This window comes from Streptomyces sp. NBC_01506 (assembly GCF_045040295.1).
In the GTDB taxonomy this organism is placed as follows: domain Bacteria; phylum Actinomycetota; class Actinomycetes; order Streptomycetales; family Streptomycetaceae; genus Streptomyces.
Map to the genome: position 1 here is coordinate 3,384,242 of NZ_CP109422.1, position 17,656 is coordinate 3,401,897.

The following is a 17,656-nucleotide window of genomic DNA, read 5'->3' on the forward strand; positions in this document are numbered from 1 at the left end:
CATCCGAAAGGCGTACCTGTACACGAACCCTTGGTGCGTGCTTTGTGGTCGCGCGGCGAATGTTGCGGACCATTTCCCTTTGTCTCGGCGCGAGTTGATTGCGCGAGGTGAGGTGAAACCGGATGCGCACAAGCATCTTCGGCCGTTGTGTGTTGCGTGCCATAACCGCGAGACGGCAAGGAATCAACCGGGCGGATTTGCTGCGGAAGCTCGTTCCCGCCGTGAATCCGGTGAGGTCCCGCCGTTCTGACCAGGGGATGCCTCCCTTCCCCTGCCAGTCTTGAGCGACAGGGAGGCAACAAACTGGCGCCGGTACTGAAACAGAATTTGGGGAGTCTTCGCAGGCTCTCTTTCCTTGCATGAGGGGCGTATGGCTGACAGATATAGACCCAAATCCGCAATCCAGCGCGCGCGTGAGGGAAACCCGTCAAAGACCGTGATCAAAGAAGGCGTAGTTGTTCCTCGCGCCGTCTTGTCCGAACCGAACTGGGTCGAAGTCTTCCGATTCTCACGTGACTGCGCTGTGGAATCAGCGAATGTCCGCTGTCGTGACGTGGCTTCACAGGAATGGAGGCGCGTGGTTCCCGTGTTGGAAGTTGCGGCCGGTATAGGTGAGGTGGACCACACCACTGTGAAAGACCTGTGCGTGTGCGTGGCCCGTATCGACCAGGCGGAGCGGGACCTTTCAGAGCGCGGGCTCATGGTTACCGCCGAGCGCGGAACGGTGAAGAACGGTGCGGCCACCATCGCGGCGCAGTATCGGACCCAACTTTCCCGGTACATTCGGGAATTGGGCCTGTCCCCAAGTGCCCGTACCGCCATCACAGCACCCGAGCCCGACGATTACGAATCGGACGTGTGGGACTGACTCTGAGTCACCACAGAACCCCCGTGCTCGTCTCCCTGGCCAGGGCGGCGGGCGCGGGGGCTTTCGTCGTGTTCGGGGCTGTCTACCGAAGGGCACGGGCGAGCCCCGCTGCTCCGAGGAGGTAACGGGGCTCGGTAGGTAACGGCTGCCGGTCGGTCAGTCGTGGGACTTGGCGAAGGCGACCAGTCCGGCGAAGCCTTCGGCGGTCAAGTTCAGGTGAGGACCGTTCGGGTCCTTGCTGTCCCGGACCAGGAACTCACCAGTGGCCGCCGCGTACTGCGGAGCCCACTCAATGCACTCGGCACCCTGGCCATTGCTGTAGCTGCTCTTCACCCAAACCGGAGACGGCATGTTCTCATCAGGCGTCAGTGTCATCTTCATATTCTTTCAGGTACTTGTGGAACCGGGCCACGCTCTCCCCGCTGTCAAGGGCCTTCGACCGGGCGATGTCCAGAAGCGTCGTCAGCTCCAGCACATCAGCCGGGGTGTCGACCGACGCACCTGACGCGAACGACTCGACGTAAGCGAAGGTCACGCCATCCCGAAGGGTGAGCAAGCTCAAGCTACCGCCCAACAGGGGATGCACTCCACGGGAGAAGGGAAGTACCTGCACCCGTACCGCGCTGTTGTTCTCGATCATGTGGAGTATCTGCCGGATCTGCTCAGCCATGATCGCCGGACCACCCACAGGCCGACGTAGGGCCGCCTCGTCCATGATCGCCCAATACAGCGGGGGCGTGGCGGAGTCCAGCACCGCCCGACGGTGCGACCGCATGGCGACCTGTAGCGCGACCTTCTCAGCGTCCTTGCCCGGCATGGATTCCGTGAACAGTGCAGTGGTGTATGCCTCCGTCTGCAACAGTCCGGGCACAACGCTGCTGTTGAACGTCTGGATACGGGCGGCCCGCTTCTCCTCCTCAAGCACCTTGCGCCCATACATGGGGACTTCTGCGGCGACGGCCACGATGAGCAGGTCGGCAAACAGACCGTCCGTCTCGTAGAAGTCATCAAGGGCTTCTGCCAGCGCTTCGGACGGGAGTTGTTCCCCCCGCTCAACCCGACTCAGGTATGTGTGCGGGTAGCCCAGCTTCTCAGCTAGCGCCCGCAGCGAGAGTCCCCTCTTAGCCCGTGCCCGTGTCGCACGTGACGCCAGCATTCCCGCAGGTGTGGCGGGCATCGCGTCTTCGTCTGGTTCTAGCTCCATCGCGCTGGCTCCCTCTCAAGTCCTTGTCCACTGAGGGTAATTGGTTACGCGCCCTCCGTGTACCTACCTCGTTCTTTTGGCGATGGTGGGGACATAGGACACCCGCCCCCACGGGTGACGGCCAAGGTTCGGAGCTGGTATGGCGAACGACCTACCGAAGCGGGTAATCCGCGACGGCACGGTAGCCCTTGAAGCGGCAGTACCGGTGCTTCACAGCCCCGCCTTTGAGCCCGTGGCGCATCCCGAGTGCCGCATCTGCTACGCAGCGAACCGTGGACGTACCGCCGCGCGGTTGCAGAACGCGGCCGGACGGGTCCGGGAGTTCAACCGGATCATCGAGGACCACCGCCGGCTGCACAGCAACCAGGGGGCGGGCGAGTGAACGCCGACTTCCCCGACCACGGTGAACCCCCGGTTCGGTCAGCGCTGGCATGGCCGAAATGCCAGTGCCCCGACTCGGATTGCTCACTCAAGCTTCCGCCCAACCTCCGGCGCGAGCGAGAAGAGAGCGCGGTCTTTTCCGCGCTCCGTGAACGGGTTCGGGAAGACATTGAGCGCCGACACCAGTTCGGCACCCTCGGGCGGTTGCTGTGACGACGTGCTACCGGTGTAACGAAATCCGCGCCAACTTGGCGCGAGCTTCGGCACGGGGAAGCGAAACGTGGGCAACCGACTGCCGTGTCTTGCTGCGGCGGCATCCCCAGCATGACGGCATTCCCGTTGCCGCTGAAATCGACCCGTACGCGGATTTCGCTACGGGAGCGGTAGCCCTGAGAGGTGACACATGAAATATGTAGGCCGCTTCGGCTGGTCCGTATTCGTCTTCATCGTTGCTGTGATCGCCGGAATAATTCCCACCATGGCCGCTACCGGTCGACTTTGAGCCCTTCCAGGCGGGGCAGAGACCAAGAAAGGCGAAAGCGTGTCAGTTCAGGAGTTGCTCAACCTCATTCTGACCCAAGACGGCCCCGTGGACCCCCGCACGTGTTTGCAGTGCGCCACAATTCGCAAGCAGGCGCGGCAGGCCAAGACGCCCAAAGCTGCGAATTACGCGAGCCACGCCATGTACACGCACAAGGTGGTCGCGCACCCTGACGACACCCGGACCCCTACCGCCGACATTCCCGGACCGGTCCCCCGAGTGGTTTAAGGACTTGCTCCGGGCGCAAGCTCCGCCCCTGCCGATTGAATCCATGTGGATTCCACCTTCGATACTCACTTAGGGATCGGCAGGGGCGGTCCCGGCCCGGCTCCACCGTGACGGGTAAACGGAGCCGGGCACACCCCAAAAGAAACAATATCCGGAGGATCAGCACATGGATAAGTTTGTTGCATTGTCGTGTCAGGGCTGTACGTGGTGCGGAGGATCGTGCTCGTGGACAGACCTCAATGGCAAGACGTGGCCGTGCATCCAGTGCAACCCTCAGTAGGCAAATAGCGGAAAGGCCCCATCGGGGCTGACCCCAAAACTCCCGCCCGGCTGTAAAGAAGGACAGCGGCAGTCGGGCGGGTCAGCAAAGGCACGCAACCGAAAAGGAGAGTGCAAGTGACAGCAACGATTTCCCGACCGGCACCCGAACAGGTGGCGGGGCGGGCACAAGAGATCTTCGCGGCGCTTGAGGCCGACCCGGAATTCGGGCGCCTTTGGGCTTCGTGCGCCAAGTACAACAAAGACTGGGATGACTTCTACGGCTACCCCATCATCCCCGACTACAACGCCGAGGGTGACGCACCGGCACTGTTCGTAGAAACGCTTCGGGCGATGGCAATGAAATCTGCCGTCTACGAGCTGACGAACGGCGACGAGACGGCCGCCGAACTCCCGGTGTCCGTTCCGGTGGACACCATGTCCCATGCGCTCATGGCGCAATTCACGCTCATGTGCCGAATCCAGAAGCGCGCCGGAATCCAGTTCGTGCACATGACGGACCTGGAGGAAGGCGTAGGCGGCGGTACGTGGGACCACGGCGACTACACGCACCAGGTCTACAAAGCGGCATTCGGTGACCTGAATGACCGCTACTGGATTGGCGCCGCCGAGACTGAGCGGCGCCGGGCAGTGCTTGACACGGTGTACGCCGGGATCGGTGTTACCGACCGAGGAAAGCGCGTAGCCATTTTCTCGGGCTCTTAGACTCCGGGGCCGGGTCCGTCGCCCCCAGATTTAGCGGCTCTGGGGGCGGCGCGATCCGGTCGGGCTCAAGCCCCACTTTGTGGGGGTGCACACAGACGGGTGTTCCGTCCGATGTGTAGCGGTACCCGTCAGACGGATTGAAAGGCGCTTCTCTTGTCGGCCGGTCGTAGACCAGAAAATCCGACCGGGGGAGGCGCTTTGAGGGACAGATACCACATGCCAGATGGTCAGTGTCATCGGCGCTCACGAAAGGCTCAGCCATGAAACGAGCCTAAGCCCAATAGGGCACCCAAAGACGCCCGTTCCGGCCGGAACAACCCTGGACAGGTCGAGCCGTTCGGAACGGGTGCACGGCCCTCTGAGGCGCCCATTGAGAGCGCGCCTCAAAGGATGAGGGAGCAAGGGCCCAACCCTGCCCGGATGCTTCCGCACGGGCCCCGCCCACACGTCACTCCCATGACCCGTGGGCGGGGTTCGCTAACCCTCCTGGCGCTCGTCCTCGCCGCGCTCCGCAACATACGTCCCTCGTTGCGGCACGGTGTAGACGTACCCGAGTTCCCGCAGGTGTCGCACCGCGCGCCGTGCGGTGTCCCGCGCTACTCCCCAACGCTGTGTGAGCGCCGACTCGGAGGGGATCGGGCGGTTCACCGCGAGTACGCCTGCCTCGATATCCCGAATGATCTCGGCAGCGATCTGCTGATACGGCGGTGTCGGGGCGTCGTAGTCAATCGTCGGGCTCATGAGGAGAACCGTAGACAACCGGACACGCCAACACGCGTACACATACGTCGGTAGACGTGGGTAGAGCAGTTGTTCTACCGTCGCAATGAGAACGCCCCGAAGAACCGGGCCTAATCGGTTCCTCGGGGCTCCGCCGGAACAGCTTTCTGAGGAGCTGATCGACTTATGCGTGACCCTATCGTCCGTGCCCTGGTGTGGGTGCTGCGGCTGGTACTGCCTGCCCGTGGATGCCACAGTGCACCGGCCACCCCGCCCACTTCCGAGCCCGCGCCCGTGTCGCCCTGGTCCCGTCCGTGGACCGCCCCGTCGTCGCGGGACGTGCGGGCCGTCTTCAAGGACGAGCACGCGCGGGAGCTGCCCGAGCTACAGCGCGAACGGGCGTACGCTGCCGCATTCGCCCGGCTCGGCGTGGATTACGACTATCCGACGATGCCGCTCGGCAGCCTCGTGAAGCCTGAGCGGGTGTCGGCATGACACGCGACGCCATCACCGCCGAGCCCGGCCCCGAGTCCGGTGCACGCTGCTGCCGCTGCCACAACTGGACATACGCGCCCGTCGCCGTCCGGTGGATTCAGCGCCCGAGCGGCACCGGAACGACCCTGTACGCCTGCCCCCGTCACGCCGTCGCCCTCACCCCCGGCCCCATGCCTGGTGAGCTGGACAACCCCGCGTAGCCCTCACATGGCAGACCAGCCCCGTTCGGCCAAGTACCGGACGGGGCCCTGTCGTTGGCGCTGACCTGCTGTTTTCTGAGTTGCCAGGGTGTAGGGTCCACCGGTTGGCGATCGTAGCGGAACTCGCCGTCGTAGTCGTCCTCCAGGATCAGCCCGCCCGCGCCGCGCGCCCAGTCCACCATCGCCGCACGCCGGTCGGGATGGAGCGCGGCACCGGTCGGGAACTGGTGCGCCGGGGTGGTCAACACCGCGTCGACGCCCCGCAACTCGCCCCGCCCGGCTGCCAACTCCTCGGTGCGGGTGCCGAGTTCGTCGATCGGGAGCACGGGGGTACGCAGCCCGGCGCCGGTGAGGATGGACCGGTGGAAGTCGAGCCCGTACGACTCGACGGCCATCGCCCGAGCCCGAGCCCGAGCCCGAGCCTTCGTACCACCCCTGGCACCGGTCTTCGTACCGGGCTTCGCACCGCCCCGCGCCACCCCCGCCCTCCCCCGGCGGGCCGCGAGCGCCTGGGCCATCAGCGACAGACCGTGGGCGAATCCGGAGCACAGGACGACCCGCTCGGGGTCGGCGTACACGCCCCGTGTCCGGGCCAGATAGTCGGCGAGTGCGGTGCGCAGTTCGACGCGCCCGAGCCGGTCGCCGTAGTCGAACGCGTCGTGCGGCGCCGCCGTCAGTGCCCGGCGGGCCGCGGCGAGCCATTCGCCGCGCGGAAAGGAGCCCAGGTCGGGAGTGCCGGCCCGCAGATTGTGCGCGGGGCTGCGGCGGACCGGCGGAGCCGGCGGGCGGCTCGGCGCCGCGGTGCGCGGCGCGGCCCGCCGCGCGACGCGCGTCCCCGAGCCCTGCCGCGCGGTGAGCCAGCCCTCGGCGACGAGTTCGGCGTACGCGTCGGCGACGGTGTTGCGCGCGACGCCCAGATCGGCGGCGAGCGAACGGGACGAGGGCAGCCTCGTGCCGGGGGTCAGCCGCCCGGTGCGGACGGCTTCGCGCAGGGCGTCCATCAGTCCCGTACGCAGTCCCGGACCGCGCAGCTCCAGATGCAGGTCGGCGCCGACCGTGACAGCGGTGACCTGCCGCTTCCCACCGGCCGGCCGCTCCCCGTCCCGGTGCGCCGGCTCTCCGCCGCTCGCCGCATTGGCCCATGAATCCCTCATGGAAATGGACCATACCGCTGCGCCACCGGACGCGTAGCGTCGTACCCATGACGACGAACGACAGCGACACGAACCACGTCCACCAGCACGATCGCGTCCCCGAGCACGAGCCGCGCCTGGCGTGGGCGAAGCTCGCGCCGGCCGTCTTCACGGCGATGCGCGGGCTCGAGAAGGCGGTCGGGCAGGGTATCGACCCGGTGCTGTACGAGCTGGTCAGGATCCGTGCCTCGCAGATCAACCACTGCGCGCTCTGCCTGGACATGCACTCGAAGTCGGCGCTGGCCGCCGGGGAGTCGGTGGAGCGGATCATCCAGCTCAGCGCCTGGCAGGAGTCGCGGCACTTCTACTCGCCGAAGGAGATCGCGGCGATCGAACTCACCGAGGCGGTCACCGTACTGACGGACGGCTTCGTGCCGGACGACGTGTACGAGCGGGCGGCGGCGCAGTTCGACGAGACCGAACTCGCCTATCTGATCGCCGCGATCACGGTCATCAACTCCTGGAACCGCTTCGGGGTGACGACCCGGCTGCCCCCCGGCTACTACACCCCGCCGGCGCGCAAGAAGTGAGCCCGGCGGACCCGCCGCAGCCTCGCCGCCTCCGCAGCCTCCGCCGCCTCCGCCGACGCATCTGGGATACGGATCAGCCATGACGCTCCTGACCACCTTCCGGGCCCTGCACCACGACCGTGCCGCCGAAGACCCCCTCGTCCTGCCGGGGCCCTGGGACGCGGGCAGCGCCCGTGTCTTCGCGGAGGCCGGTTTCCCCGCGCTCGCCACGCCGAGCGCGGGGGTCGCCGCGTCGCTCGGCTACGAGGACGGTGCCACCCCGCCGGACGAGATGTTCGCGGCGGTGGCCCGTATCGTCCGGGCCGTCTCCGCCGGCGACTCGGCCGTGCCCGTCAGCGCCGACATCGAGGGCGGCTACGGACTGGCGCCGGCCGAGCTGGTCGCCCGGCTGCTGGACACGGGCGCGGTGGGCTGCAACCTGGAGGACTCCGCCGACGGCGGCCTCAAGGACCCGCACCGGCACGCCGACTGGCTGGCCGAGGTCCGGGCGGCGGCCGGGGACCGGCTGTTCGTCAACGCCCGCGTCGACACGTTCATCCGTGGCGTGAGCGATCCGGAGCAGGCGATCGCCCGCGCGCGGCTGTACGTGGCCGCCGGCGCGGACTGCGTGTATCCGATCGGCGCCCCGCGCGAGGCGATCCCAACCCTGCGGGCGGGGATCGAGGGCCCGATCAACGTCGGGGCGGCGCCGGCCGGTGCGGCGGAACTGTCGCAACTGGGCAAGCTCGGCGCGACGCGGATCACGTTCGGTCCGGGGCTCCAGCGGCAGGCGATGGCGGCGGTACGGCAGGACGCCGCCCAACTGCGCGCCTGAGCCTGCCCGGCACGAGCCGCACCCCACGCGTACGGACCGTACGCACCGTACGCACCGATCCCCGGCAGGCGACCGCCCGCCGGGGATCCCGTACGTCCGGCACGGCCCGTACGTACGGCACATCCGCCATACCGACCCATCTCGGACAACGGTCATGAGAGAGCGCTCTCCCACTCACTCACACTCCAACTCCCCACAATATGGCGCCACTTGACCCACCCTGCCGTATCTATTGACACCCCCGCGGCCCGCTCCTACGTTCACCGCCAGAGAGCGCTCTCTATCAGATCAAGGAACCCCCAATTCCGCAGATTGGAGTGCCGTGCTCCATCACAGAAGACCCTCCTGGCGTCGCCGCGTCGTCGCGCTGGCCCTCGCCGCCCTCACCGCCTCCCTGCTCCAGACCAACATGAGCAGCGCGAGCACCGAAGCCACCGAAGTCACCGAAGTCACCGAGACCGCCCGGACCACCGACAACGCCCGGTCCGGCGACAAGGCCGCCGCCGTCGTCCGGGTGTCGGAGTTCCTCGCCGAATGCCCCTACAGCCACCGCGCCCCCGACGACCCGATCGTGTTCCCCGGGCTGCCCGGCGCCTCGCACATGCACAGCTTCTTCGGCAACGACACGACCAACGCCCGCTCGGACGTCAACAGCCTGGCGCAGGGCCGCACCACCTGCGCGCCGCAGGAAGACCTCTCGTCGTACTGGGTCCCGACCCTGTACGACGGCGACCGGGAGGTGGAGCCGACCGGCACCACCTTCTACTACCTGGGTGAAGGCGTACGGGACGACATCATCGCCCAGACCCAGCCACTGCCGTACGGACTGCGGATCGTGGCGGGCAACGCCAAGGCGACCGGCCCCACCGACGACACACGGGCGCGCTGGTCGTGTCTGCACCACGGCGAGGTCAACCCGTCCACCGACTTCGTCAACTGCCCGGCGGGGGCGATGCTGGAGTCATATCTGGACTTCCCGCAGTGCTGGAACGGCCGGGACCTCGACTCGGCCGACCACAAGAGCCATATGTCGTACCCGGTGGCGGGTGCCTGCCCGGCGACCCACCCGGTGCCGGTGCCGAAGCTGCGGCAGGTGCTGAGATATCCGGTCAACGGCGATCCGGCGCGGTTCAGGCTCGCGTCGGGCCGGGGCTACACGATGCACGGCGACTTCTTCAACGTCTGGCCCGTGGCGGAGATGGAGCGGCGCGTACGTGACTGCATCCGCCCCATCATCAAGTGCGGTGCCGACGGCCGGCCTTCCTGACCGGACGACAGCCTGACCGGACGACAGAACGACAGGACCGAGGTGCCTGTCCGGGGCAGCACAGCCCGGGACAGGCACCGAGCCCACCTCACCCCTCCCCAAGGACACTCCATGAAGGCGGTACGCGGTACGGCTGCGGCGCTCCTCGCCCTGCTGGTGGCGACGGGCTGTTCCTCGACCACCCCGAGTACGGACCCGCCCACCAGCTCAACTCCCGTACAGCCGACACCTGTACAGCCGAAGGCCGTACAACCCACGCCCGCCGGCACCCTCCCCGGTGCGACCGACGCCGCGTGGATCCAGCTCATGACCCCCATGAACGAGGGCGCGGTCGCGTTGCTGACGATGGCCGCCGACCGGTCCACCGACCCCCGGCTACGGAGCTGGGCGGGCGATCTGGCCGCCGCGCACCATGCCGAACTCGGCCGTATGCGCCCGCTGTTGAAGGATCTCGGCCTGCCCTCGACAAACGTGCACGAGGGCCACGAGATGCCCGGCATGGTGACACCCGGCGATCTCACGCAGGCGCGTGCCGCCGAGGGCGCGGCCTTCGAGAAGGTCTTCGTCGTCCAGATCCGCGAACACCTGGAGCACTCCGCGCGCGTGTCGCGCTCCGAGGTCGACGCGGGCAGCGAGGCCGCGGCCAAGAAGCTCGCCGCCGCGCTCGTCGAGGCGCGGCAGGGCGAACTCGCCGGCCTGAACCGCATCACCGCGTAGCGCCGCCCGGGGACCGGGGACCCACTCCGGGCACCAAGTACCAACCGGTATAAAGGCTGCATGACTGCCGACGCCTCGCCGCCCGCGCGCCCGACCCTCGAGGACGTGGCCGCCGTGGCAGGCGTCTCACGTGCCACGGTGTCGCGCGTGATCAACGGAGCGACGACGGTGGATCCCGCGCTGCGCACGATCGTCCAGGAGGCCATCGCCACCACGCACTACGTGCCGAACCGCGCCGCCCGCTCCCTGGTGACCCGCCGCACCGACTCCGTCGCGCTGGTCGTCTCCGAGCAGGAACGGCGGCCGGTGGCCGAGCCGTTCGTGGGCCGGATGTTCTCGGACCCGTACTTCGGCCGGGTCGTGGGCGGGCTGCTGGACGTGCTGCGGCCGGCCGGTGTGCAGATGGTGCTGATGCTGGCGGACGACGCCGCCTCGCGCGACCAGTTGCTGTCGTATCTGCGTCAGGGCCATGTCGACGGCATCGTCCTGATCTCCTCGCACGCCGGGGACCCGCTGCCCCGGCTGGTCCACGAGACACGGCTGCCCGCCGTGCTGGCCGGCCGGCCCGGACAGCCGTCGCCGCTCACGTACGTCGAGGCGGACCAGGCGGCGGGCGCGCGGCTCGCGGCCGGGCATCTGGCGGGGCTGGGGCGGCGCAGGATCGGTACGGTCGCGGGGCCGCAGGACATGCCGGCGGGGCAGGAGCGGCTGGCGGGGTTCCGGGCGGCGATGGCCACGTACGGGATCGAGGACGTGGCGGTCGCGGAGGGCGACTTCACCCACACGGGCGGCGCGGCGGCGATGCGGCGGCTGCTGGCCGAACACCCGGATCTGGACGGGGTGTTCATCGCCTCCGACCTGATGGCGCTGGGCGCGCTGCCGGTGCTGCTCAGGGCGGGCAGGCGGGTGCCCCACGACATGGCCGTGGTGGGCTTCGACGACAGCAACGCGGCGCTGACCTGCGATCCGGCGTTGACGACGGTACGTCAGCCGGTCGAGGAGATGTCCTCGGAGATGGCCAGGCTGCTGCTGAAGCAGATCGCCGCGCCGGGCGGGCCGCTGCCGTCGATGATCTTCACACCGACACTGGTGGTGCGGGAGTCCGCGTAACGCCGCGCGTCTCAGGCGGTACGGCCCCGGTCCTGCCGCTCCTCGTCCTCCAGCGCGGCGGCCTCCTGCGACAGCCGTGTCGCCTGGAGGAGGCTCAGTCCCGGCTGGGCCTCCCGGAGCGCCTTCACCGCCGGTACGGAGTCGGCGCGCCCCTTCACCCCCGCCTCCGCGATCTTCCGGCGCGCCCAGCTCCCGCGCACCTCGGCGTCGGTGGCCTCCCTGGCCGCGGCGAGCAGTGCGGCGGCCCGCTCCAGCCCCGGACGCTCCTCGGGACCGGCGGTCTTCAACGCCTGGTCGACCGCCTCGGCGATCTCGTCGGCCTCGCGCACCACGAGAACCGTGAACTCTTCCTTGTCCTGCCCGAACAGCTTCATCATCGAATCCTGTCTGCCGCGCAGCCGCGATCTCAAGAGAGTTGAGCCAGTTCTGAGGTATGCCCACCCGCACGGACGGCCCGGAACCCGCACGGACGGCCCGGAGCCGATGAGCCCTCCGGGCCGTCCGAGCGGGTGCGACGGGTTACTTCTTCGGGAGCCAGGGCTCCCACGTCGCCTTGTTCTCCTTGACCCACTTCTCGGCCGCGTCCGGGCCGCTCATCTTGTCCTTCGCGATCGCCTTCGCGACCTCGTTCTGCTCCTCGGTGCTCCACTTGAAGTTCTTGATGAACTCGGCGGCGTCACCGCCGTCCTTCGCGAAGTCCGCGTTGAGGTACTTCTGGAGCGGGGTGTTGGCGTACGCGCAGTCCGTCGCCGTCTCCGGGACGTTGCAGCCCTCCTCGTACGCGGGCAGCTTCACCTCGACCAGGTCGATGTCCGCGTTGAGCCACTGCGGGTCCCACCAGTAGGTGATGAAGGGCTCCTTGTCGCGGTACTTCTGCTGGATCTCCTTGATCTGGGCGGCCTCGTTGCCCGTCTCCTTGATCTTGAGATCCAGCTTGAGGTTCTTCATCAGGTGCTCGTCGTACGTCGTGTACGAGGGCGCCGCGCCCAGGAACTCGCCCATCTCGCCGCTGTTCGCGGACTTGAAGTCCTTGACGAACTTGTTGAGGTTCTTCGCGTCGGTGACCTCGGGGTTCGCGTCCGCGTAGTACTTCGGGACGAACCAGCCGATGTGACCGACGACGCCGAGGTCGCCGCCCTTGACGATGGTCTTCTTGTCCTCGACGTAGAGCTGCTCCTTCTTCGGCGAGCCGCCCCAGTCCTCCAGGATCGCGTCGGCCTTGCCGTTGTTGAGCGCGTCGAAGGCGACGGGCTCGTCGAGCTGCTGGAGCTCGACCTTCACGTCCAGCTCCTGCTCCATGATCACCTTGGCGACCTCGGCGTTGGCGCGCGCGCCGACCCAGGAGGGGACGGTCAGGGTGATCTCGTCGGACCCCGACTTCGACTCCGTCTCCGCCGCGCACGCGCTGAGCGCGAGCATGCCGAGCACGCCGACTCCGGCGACCAGGGTGGTGCTTATCCGCTTGCTGTGGGTCACGTCGTAGTTCTTTCTGTAGCGGTTTCAGTTATGGATTCAGTTGTGTTGTCGGACGCGTGTACATCCGGGCGCGTGCACAACAGGACGCGTGTACATCCGGGCGCGTTCACATCAGGGCGCGTTCCTTCGCCGCCGCGCTCGGCTGTGAGATCCGGTCCAGCAGCAGTCCCAGGCACACGATCGCGATACCGGCCGTCATACCCAGGCCCAGATCGCCCTTGGCCAGGCCCTTCACCACGTCGATACCGAGCGCGCCACCGCCGATCATGCCGCCGATGACAACGATGGCCAGGACCAGCACCACGCCTTGGTTGACGGCGAGTTGAAGGGCGGGCCGGGCCAACGGCAGTTGGACCTGGCGCAGTTGCTGCGCCGTACCGGCGCCCAGTGAGCGCGCCGCCTCCAGGGCCGAGGGGTCGATCTGCCGGATTCCCTGGGTGGTGATGCGTACGACGGCGGGCAGCGCGTAGACGACGGCCGCGGCGACGGCAGCCGTACGGCCACCGCTGAACAGCGCGATCACCGGAATCAGATAGATGAACTGCGGCATCGTCTGCATGATGTCGAGCACCGGCCTGATCACCCGCTCGACCCTCGCGACGCGCGCCGCGAGGATGCCGATGGCGAAGCCGAGCAGCAGCGTCACCACGAGTGCGGTGAGGACCTGCGAGAGGGTGTCGAGCGAGCGGTCCCAGAGCCCCATCGCGCCGATCGCGGCCAGCGACAGCACCACCGTGACGACGGCCCGCCAGCCGCTGCGCAGCGCCAGCACACCGGCGACGAGGAGCAGCGCCCACCAGGGGGTGGCCAGCAGCGCGTCACGCACCGGGTTGATGACCCATTCGGCGAAGCCTTCGGACCAGGTGAGGGTGCCGCCCAACACCGGTATGCCGGAGCCGAGTTCGCGCTCGATCCAGTCGACGACGGTGTTGACGGGTTCGCTGATCGCGACGGTCCATGCCTCGGGCCACTCCTTGCGGCCGAGTACGGCTCCGAGCACCGCGCCACCGGCGACGGCCGCCACGACGCCGGGCCACAGCTTCCACCAGGTGGCGCGGCGCCCGGCGGCGGGGTCCTCGAGCTGTTCGCCGGCCGCCGCCGTCGTACGGTCCAGCCAGATCGCCAGCAGGACGACGGCGATTCCGGCGGGCAGCGCGAGGCCGACGTCGACGGTGGACAGCGCCGTGAAGATCTCGTCGCCGAGTCCGCCCGCGCCGATCATCGAGGCGAGAACGACCATCGACAGACACATCATGATCGTCTGGTTGAGGCCGAGCAGCATCTGCTTGCGGGCGAGCGGCAGTTGCGCCGTCACCAGCCGCTGCCAGGGGCCGGCGCCCAGCGAGGTGGACGCCTCCAGCGCGGCGGCGTCCGCGCCGCGCAGCCCGAGCGCGGTGAGCCGGGCCATCGGCGGAGCCGCGTAGATGACCGTCGCGACGAAGACCGACGGGATGCCGATATCGAAAAGCAGCACGAACGGCAGCAGGTACGAGAAGGCGGGCAGCACCTGCATGGTGTCGAAGACCGGCCGCAGCACCCGCTGGCAGCGGTCGGAGAGACCGGCCGCGAGCCCGAGCAGCGCGCCGACGAGCGCGGAGACGGCGACGGCGACGACCATCAGGGCCAGCGTCTCCATCGCCGGTTCCCACATGCCGAGCAGTCCGATCACCGCGAGGGTGGCGAGCGCGGTGGCGGCGGTGCGCAGCGCGCGGCGGCTCAGGCCGGCGCCGCCGGCGTACCAGGCGATGAGTACGGCGGCGAGGGTCACCCCGATGAAGCCGAGGCTTTCCAGCACGCTGAACACCCCGTCGACCGAGCTTTCGGCGGTGTTGCTGATGTGCAGGAGGAAGTAGAGGAAGAGGGGGTGGGTGGTGCGGTTGTCGACGAGCCAGCGGTTGAGGTCGTCGAGCGGCGAGCGTACGTCGACCGTCAGATCGGCCGGCCAGGCTCCGCTGCCGGTGGCGACGGCGCTGACGATCGCGACGAGGACGGCGGCGACGAGCAGCATCGCGCGGGGGTTGCCGGCGAGCCGGGCCCATGGGCCGGGGGTGGCGCCGTCGACCGCTTCGGCCTTGTTCACCCGGGCGTCGCCGGCGCTCCGCGGGGTGCGGTCGGTCTTCTCGAACACCGGATTGGGCGGCGCGGCGCTCATACCGCCGCCACCTCCTTGGGTTCCGCCTCGTCGTCGTCCAGTCCCGCGACGACGGCCAGCAGTTCCTCGTAACCGACGACGCCGAGCGTCCGCCCGTTGTCCACGACCCGGCAGGGCGCGCCGCTGCGGGCGACGGCCTCGATCGCTTCCGAGACCAGCGTCTCGGGCCGCAGCGCGACGCCCGACTCGCCCTCGCCGTCGCGCGCGGGGCGCATGGCGCGGCGTACGGAGATGACCTGCTCGCGCGGGACGTCGCGGACGAAGTCGCGTACGTAGTCGTCGGCCGGGTTGGCGACGATCTCCTCCGGGGTGCCGAGCTGCACGATCCCGCCGTCACGCATCAGCGCGATGCGGTCGCCGAGGCGCAGCGCCTCGTTCAGGTCGTGGGTGATGAAGACCATCGTGCGGCCCTCCTCACGGTGCAGCCGGATGACCTCTTCCTGCATGTCGCGGCGGATCAGCGGGTCGAGCGCGCTGAACGGCTCGTCGAACAGCAGCACTTGGGGGTCCACCGCGAGCGCGCGGGCGAGCCCGACACGCTGCTGCTGGCCGCCGGACAACTGGCCGGGGCGCCGGTCCTCCAGCCCTTCGAGACCGACCTTGGCGACGATGTCCGCCGCCCTGGCGCGCCGTTGGAGGCGGCCCATGCCCTGGATCTCCAGGCCGTAGGCGACGTTGTCGAGCACGGAGCGGTGCGGCAGCAGACCGAAGTGCTGGAAGACCATCGCGGCGCGGTGCCTGCGCAGTTCGCGCAGTTGGGTCTTGTCCATGGCGATGACGTCCTCGCCGTCCATGGCCAACTGCCCGCTCGTCGGCTCGATGAGCCGGGTCAGACAGCGTACGAGAGTGGACTTGCCCGAGCCCGAGAGGCCCATGACGACGAAGACCTCGCCCTTGCGGACGTCGAAGGAGACGTCTCGGACGGCCGCCGTGCAGCCGGTCCGCGCCCTCAACTCCTCCGCGGACAGCGCCGCGTACTCCTTGTTGCCCGGTATCCGCTCGGCCTTCGGTCCGAAGACCTTCCACAGATCGCGTACGGAGAAGACCGGTTGGGTGGCGGTCATCACGCATCACCTCCCGGTGCGGTTGTGTTGGGTGTCGAGGTGAGCAGTTCGGCGCATTTCTCGCCGACCATCAGGACGCCGATCATCGGGTTCACGGCCGGCATGGTGGGAAAGACGGACGCGTCGGCGATACGGATGCCTGACAGCCCGCGAATGGTCAGATCCGGTCCCACCACGGCCAGTTCATCGTCCGTGGCACCCATCCGGCAGGTGCCGGCCGGGTGGTAGACGGTGTGGGCGCACTTGCGCGCGTACTCGCTCAGCTCGTCGTCGGAGGTGATGTCCGGCCCCGGACAGACCTCACGGGTCAGCCAGTTGGCGAGCGGTTCGGCGGCGGCGACCTGCCGGGCGATCCTAATGCCGTCCACGAGGGTGCGGCCGTCGTAGTCGTCCTCGTCGGTGAAGTAGCGGAAATCCAGGGCCGGTTTGACCTCGGGATCGGCGCTGGTGAGGAACAGCCGGCCACGGCTGCGCGGCTTGGGGATGTTCGGCGTCATCGAGACGCCGTGCGCGGGGCGTTCGTACCCCAGGCGCTCGGGATTGTCCGTGAACGGGATCTGGTAGAAGTGGAACATCAGATCCGGCCCCTCGGCCTCCGGGTCGCGCCGGACGAAGAGGCCCGCGTCGGAGTCCATCGCCGAGTTCTCGGGGATCGGTCCGTCGGTCTCCCAGACGATGACCGACTCGGGGTGGTCGAGAAGGTTCTCGCCGACCCCCGGCAGATCGTGTGCGACGGGGATGCCCAGCGCCTCCAGGTCGGCGCGCGGCCCGATGCCGGAGTGCAGGAGCAGCCGGGGCGTGTCGACGGCTCCGGCGCAGACGACGACTTCACGCCGGGCGCGTACGTACGACTCGGTGCCGTCCGCCGCCCGTACGTGTACGCCGGTCGCGCGCGTGCCGTCCAGCTCCAGTCGGTAGGCCCAGGTCTCCAGCAGCAGACGGAGGTTGGGGCGGTCCAGGAACGGGTGCAGATACGCCACCGAGGCGGACGAGCGCTTGTTGTCCTCCGGGTGGTAGGCGAGGTCGAAGAAACCGGCGCCTTCGTGGAAGGGCTTCTTGTTGAAGCCCTCCACGCGCGGGACGCCGAGCGCGGTCCGCGCGGAGTCGACGAAGTCGCGGGCGATGGGGTTACGGTCCCGCTCGTCCACCGGCACGATGTTGTTGCGCAGCCGCCCGAAGTACGGGTCCATGGACGCCGCGTCCCAGCCCTCGGCCCCGGCGGCGGCCCACTCGTCCCAGTCGGAGGGCAGCGGCCGGAAGGCGATCAGGGTGTTGTGCGAGGAGCAGCCACCGAGCACCCGGGCCCGGCTGTGCCTGATGTGGGAGTTGCCGCGCGGCTGCGCGGTCGTCGGGTAGTCGTAGTCCAGCTCACCGCCGAGCAGCCCCATCCAGCGCCGGAGCGTCAGCACGTCGGGGCGGTCGATGTCGGACGGCCCTCCCTCGATGACGGCGACGGTGACGTCGGGGTCCTCGGTGAGCCGGGAGGCGATCACCGATCCCGCGGTGCCGCCTCCGACGACGACGTAGTCGTATGCGGCGTCGTGTTCGGCCATGGGTGTCGTCTACTCCACTTCGTAGGGTGCTTCAAGGTGCTTCCGCGTAATGAGGCTGAGGCGTGATGAGGCTGGGGCATGATCAGGCTGAGGCGTAACGACGCTCAGCCGCAAGGCAGTTGATCGCCCGCAGCGTGAGTGAAGGCCGTCCGGCGGCGG

18 protein-coding genes are annotated in these 17,656 nt (G+C 68.5%); 9 read left to right on the forward strand and 9 right to left on the reverse strand.

Annotation, left to right across the window (positions count from 1 at the left end):
* Nucleotides 1-370 precede the first annotated feature (370 nt).
* On the forward strand, nucleotides 371-868 hold the full coding sequence (locus OG329_RS14615) for a phage terminase small subunit P27 family (protein ID WP_405795488.1): 498 nt from the start codon (nucleotides 371-373) through the stop codon (nucleotides 866-868).
* Between the two features lie 156 nt (nucleotides 869-1,024).
* On the opposite strand, the gene OG329_RS14620 is transcribed toward OG329_RS14615, so the two are convergent.
* Both OG329_RS14620 and OG329_RS14625 read right to left on the reverse strand, forming a co-directional pair.
* Nucleotides 1,025-1,243, reverse strand: coding sequence for a DUF397 domain-containing protein (locus OG329_RS14620; protein WP_405795490.1), 219 nt, complete (start codon nucleotides 1,241-1,243; stop codon nucleotides 1,025-1,027).
* On the reverse strand, nucleotides 1,227-2,072 hold the full coding sequence (locus OG329_RS14625; RefSeq protein WP_405795492.1) for a Scr1 family TA system antitoxin-like transcriptional regulator: 846 nt from the start codon (nucleotides 2,070-2,072) through the stop codon (nucleotides 1,227-1,229). The genes OG329_RS14620 and OG329_RS14625 overlap by 17 nt, the downstream gene beginning before the upstream one ends.
* A 139-nt stretch (nucleotides 2,073-2,211) precedes the next feature.
* Between OG329_RS14625 and OG329_RS14630 the strand changes: the two genes are divergently transcribed.
* Nucleotides 2,212-2,454, forward strand: coding sequence for a hypothetical protein (locus OG329_RS14630; RefSeq protein ID WP_405795494.1), 243 nt, complete (start codon nucleotides 2,212-2,214; stop codon nucleotides 2,452-2,454).
* A 1,164-nt stretch (nucleotides 2,455-3,618) separates the two neighbouring features.
* Nucleotides 3,619-4,206, forward strand: a complete 588-nt coding sequence (locus OG329_RS14635) for a hypothetical protein (protein WP_405795495.1) — start codon at nucleotides 3,619-3,621, stop codon at nucleotides 4,204-4,206.
* A 477-nt stretch (nucleotides 4,207-4,683) separates the two neighbouring features.
* Here OG329_RS14635 and OG329_RS14640 read toward each other — a convergent pair whose 3' ends face one another.
* Nucleotides 4,684-4,947 (reverse strand): GntR family transcriptional regulator, encoded by a 264-nt coding sequence (locus tag OG329_RS14640; protein ID WP_405795497.1) that lies wholly within the window; start codon nucleotides 4,945-4,947, stop codon nucleotides 4,684-4,686.
* A 165-nt stretch (nucleotides 4,948-5,112) separates the two neighbouring features.
* On the opposite strand from OG329_RS14640, the gene OG329_RS14645 reads away from it, so the two are divergent.
* Nucleotides 5,113-5,421 (forward strand): hypothetical protein, encoded by a 309-nt coding sequence (locus tag OG329_RS14645; protein ID WP_405795499.1) that lies wholly within the window; start codon nucleotides 5,113-5,115, stop codon nucleotides 5,419-5,421.
* A 142-nt stretch (nucleotides 5,422-5,563) separates the two neighbouring features.
* On the opposite strand, the gene OG329_RS14650 is transcribed toward OG329_RS14645, so the two are convergent.
* Nucleotides 5,564-6,775 (reverse strand): PLP-dependent aminotransferase family protein, encoded by a 1,212-nt coding sequence (locus OG329_RS14650; protein WP_405795500.1) that lies wholly within the window; start codon nucleotides 6,773-6,775, stop codon nucleotides 5,564-5,566.
* Between the two features lie 47 nt (nucleotides 6,776-6,822).
* Here OG329_RS14650 and OG329_RS14655 point away from each other — a divergent pair, with 47 nt between their 5' ends.
* The 5 genes from OG329_RS14655 (at nucleotide 6,823) to OG329_RS14675 (ending at nucleotide 11,252) form a co-directional block, all read left to right on the forward strand.
* Nucleotides 6,823-7,344: a carboxymuconolactone decarboxylase family protein gene (locus OG329_RS14655; protein WP_405795501.1), complete on the forward strand. Its 522-nt coding sequence runs from the start codon at nucleotides 6,823-6,825 to the stop codon at nucleotides 7,342-7,344.
* A gap of 79 nt (nucleotides 7,345-7,423) precedes the next feature.
* Nucleotides 7,424-8,158 carry an isocitrate lyase/phosphoenolpyruvate mutase family protein gene (locus OG329_RS14660; protein ID WP_405795503.1) on the forward strand — a complete coding sequence of 245 codons (735 nt, stop codon included), beginning with the start codon at nucleotides 7,424-7,426 and terminating at the stop codon, nucleotides 8,156-8,158.
* Nucleotides 8,159-8,480: 322 nt separating this feature from the next.
* On the forward strand, nucleotides 8,481-9,425 hold the full coding sequence (locus OG329_RS14665; protein WP_405795504.1) for a DUF1996 domain-containing protein: 945 nt from the start codon (nucleotides 8,481-8,483) through the stop codon (nucleotides 9,423-9,425).
* Between the two features lie 111 nt (nucleotides 9,426-9,536).
* Nucleotides 9,537-10,142, forward strand: coding sequence for a DUF305 domain-containing protein (locus OG329_RS14670; protein WP_405795505.1), 606 nt, complete (start codon nucleotides 9,537-9,539; stop codon nucleotides 10,140-10,142).
* A 60-nt stretch (nucleotides 10,143-10,202) separates the two neighbouring features.
* Nucleotides 10,203-11,252 carry a LacI family DNA-binding transcriptional regulator gene (locus tag OG329_RS14675; RefSeq protein WP_405795507.1) on the forward strand — a complete coding sequence of 350 codons (1,050 nt, stop codon included), beginning with the start codon at nucleotides 10,203-10,205 and terminating at the stop codon, nucleotides 11,250-11,252.
* 11 nt (nucleotides 11,253-11,263) lie between these two features.
* Here OG329_RS14675 and OG329_RS14680 read toward each other — a convergent pair whose 3' ends face one another.
* The 5 genes from OG329_RS14680 to OG329_RS14700 form a co-directional block, all read right to left on the reverse strand.
* Nucleotides 11,264-11,626, reverse strand: coding sequence for a hypothetical protein (locus OG329_RS14680; protein ID WP_405795509.1), 363 nt, complete (start codon nucleotides 11,624-11,626; stop codon nucleotides 11,264-11,266).
* Nucleotides 11,627-11,771: 145 nt separating this feature from the next.
* Nucleotides 11,772-12,728, reverse strand: a complete 957-nt coding sequence (locus OG329_RS14685; protein WP_405795510.1) for a glycine betaine ABC transporter substrate-binding protein — start codon at nucleotides 12,726-12,728, stop codon at nucleotides 11,772-11,774.
* Nucleotides 12,729-12,834: 106 nt separating this feature from the next.
* Nucleotides 12,835-14,880, reverse strand: coding sequence for an ABC transporter permease subunit (locus OG329_RS14690; RefSeq protein ID WP_405795511.1), 2,046 nt, complete (start codon nucleotides 14,878-14,880; stop codon nucleotides 12,835-12,837).
* Nucleotides 14,877-15,944 carry a glycine betaine/L-proline ABC transporter ATP-binding protein gene (locus tag OG329_RS14695; protein ID WP_405795513.1) on the reverse strand — a complete coding sequence of 356 codons (1,068 nt, stop codon included), beginning with the start codon at nucleotides 15,942-15,944 and terminating at the stop codon, nucleotides 14,877-14,879. Before OG329_RS14695 ends, OG329_RS14690 begins: the two co-directional genes overlap by 4 nt.
* The gene (locus OG329_RS14700) at nucleotides 15,944-17,497 is read right to left on the reverse strand and encodes a GMC family oxidoreductase (protein WP_405795514.1); all 1,554 of its coding nucleotides are present in this window, start codon (nucleotides 17,495-17,497) and stop codon (nucleotides 15,944-15,946) included. Before OG329_RS14700 ends, OG329_RS14695 begins: the two co-directional genes overlap by 1 nt.
* Between the last annotated feature and the right edge of the window lie 159 nt (nucleotides 17,498-17,656).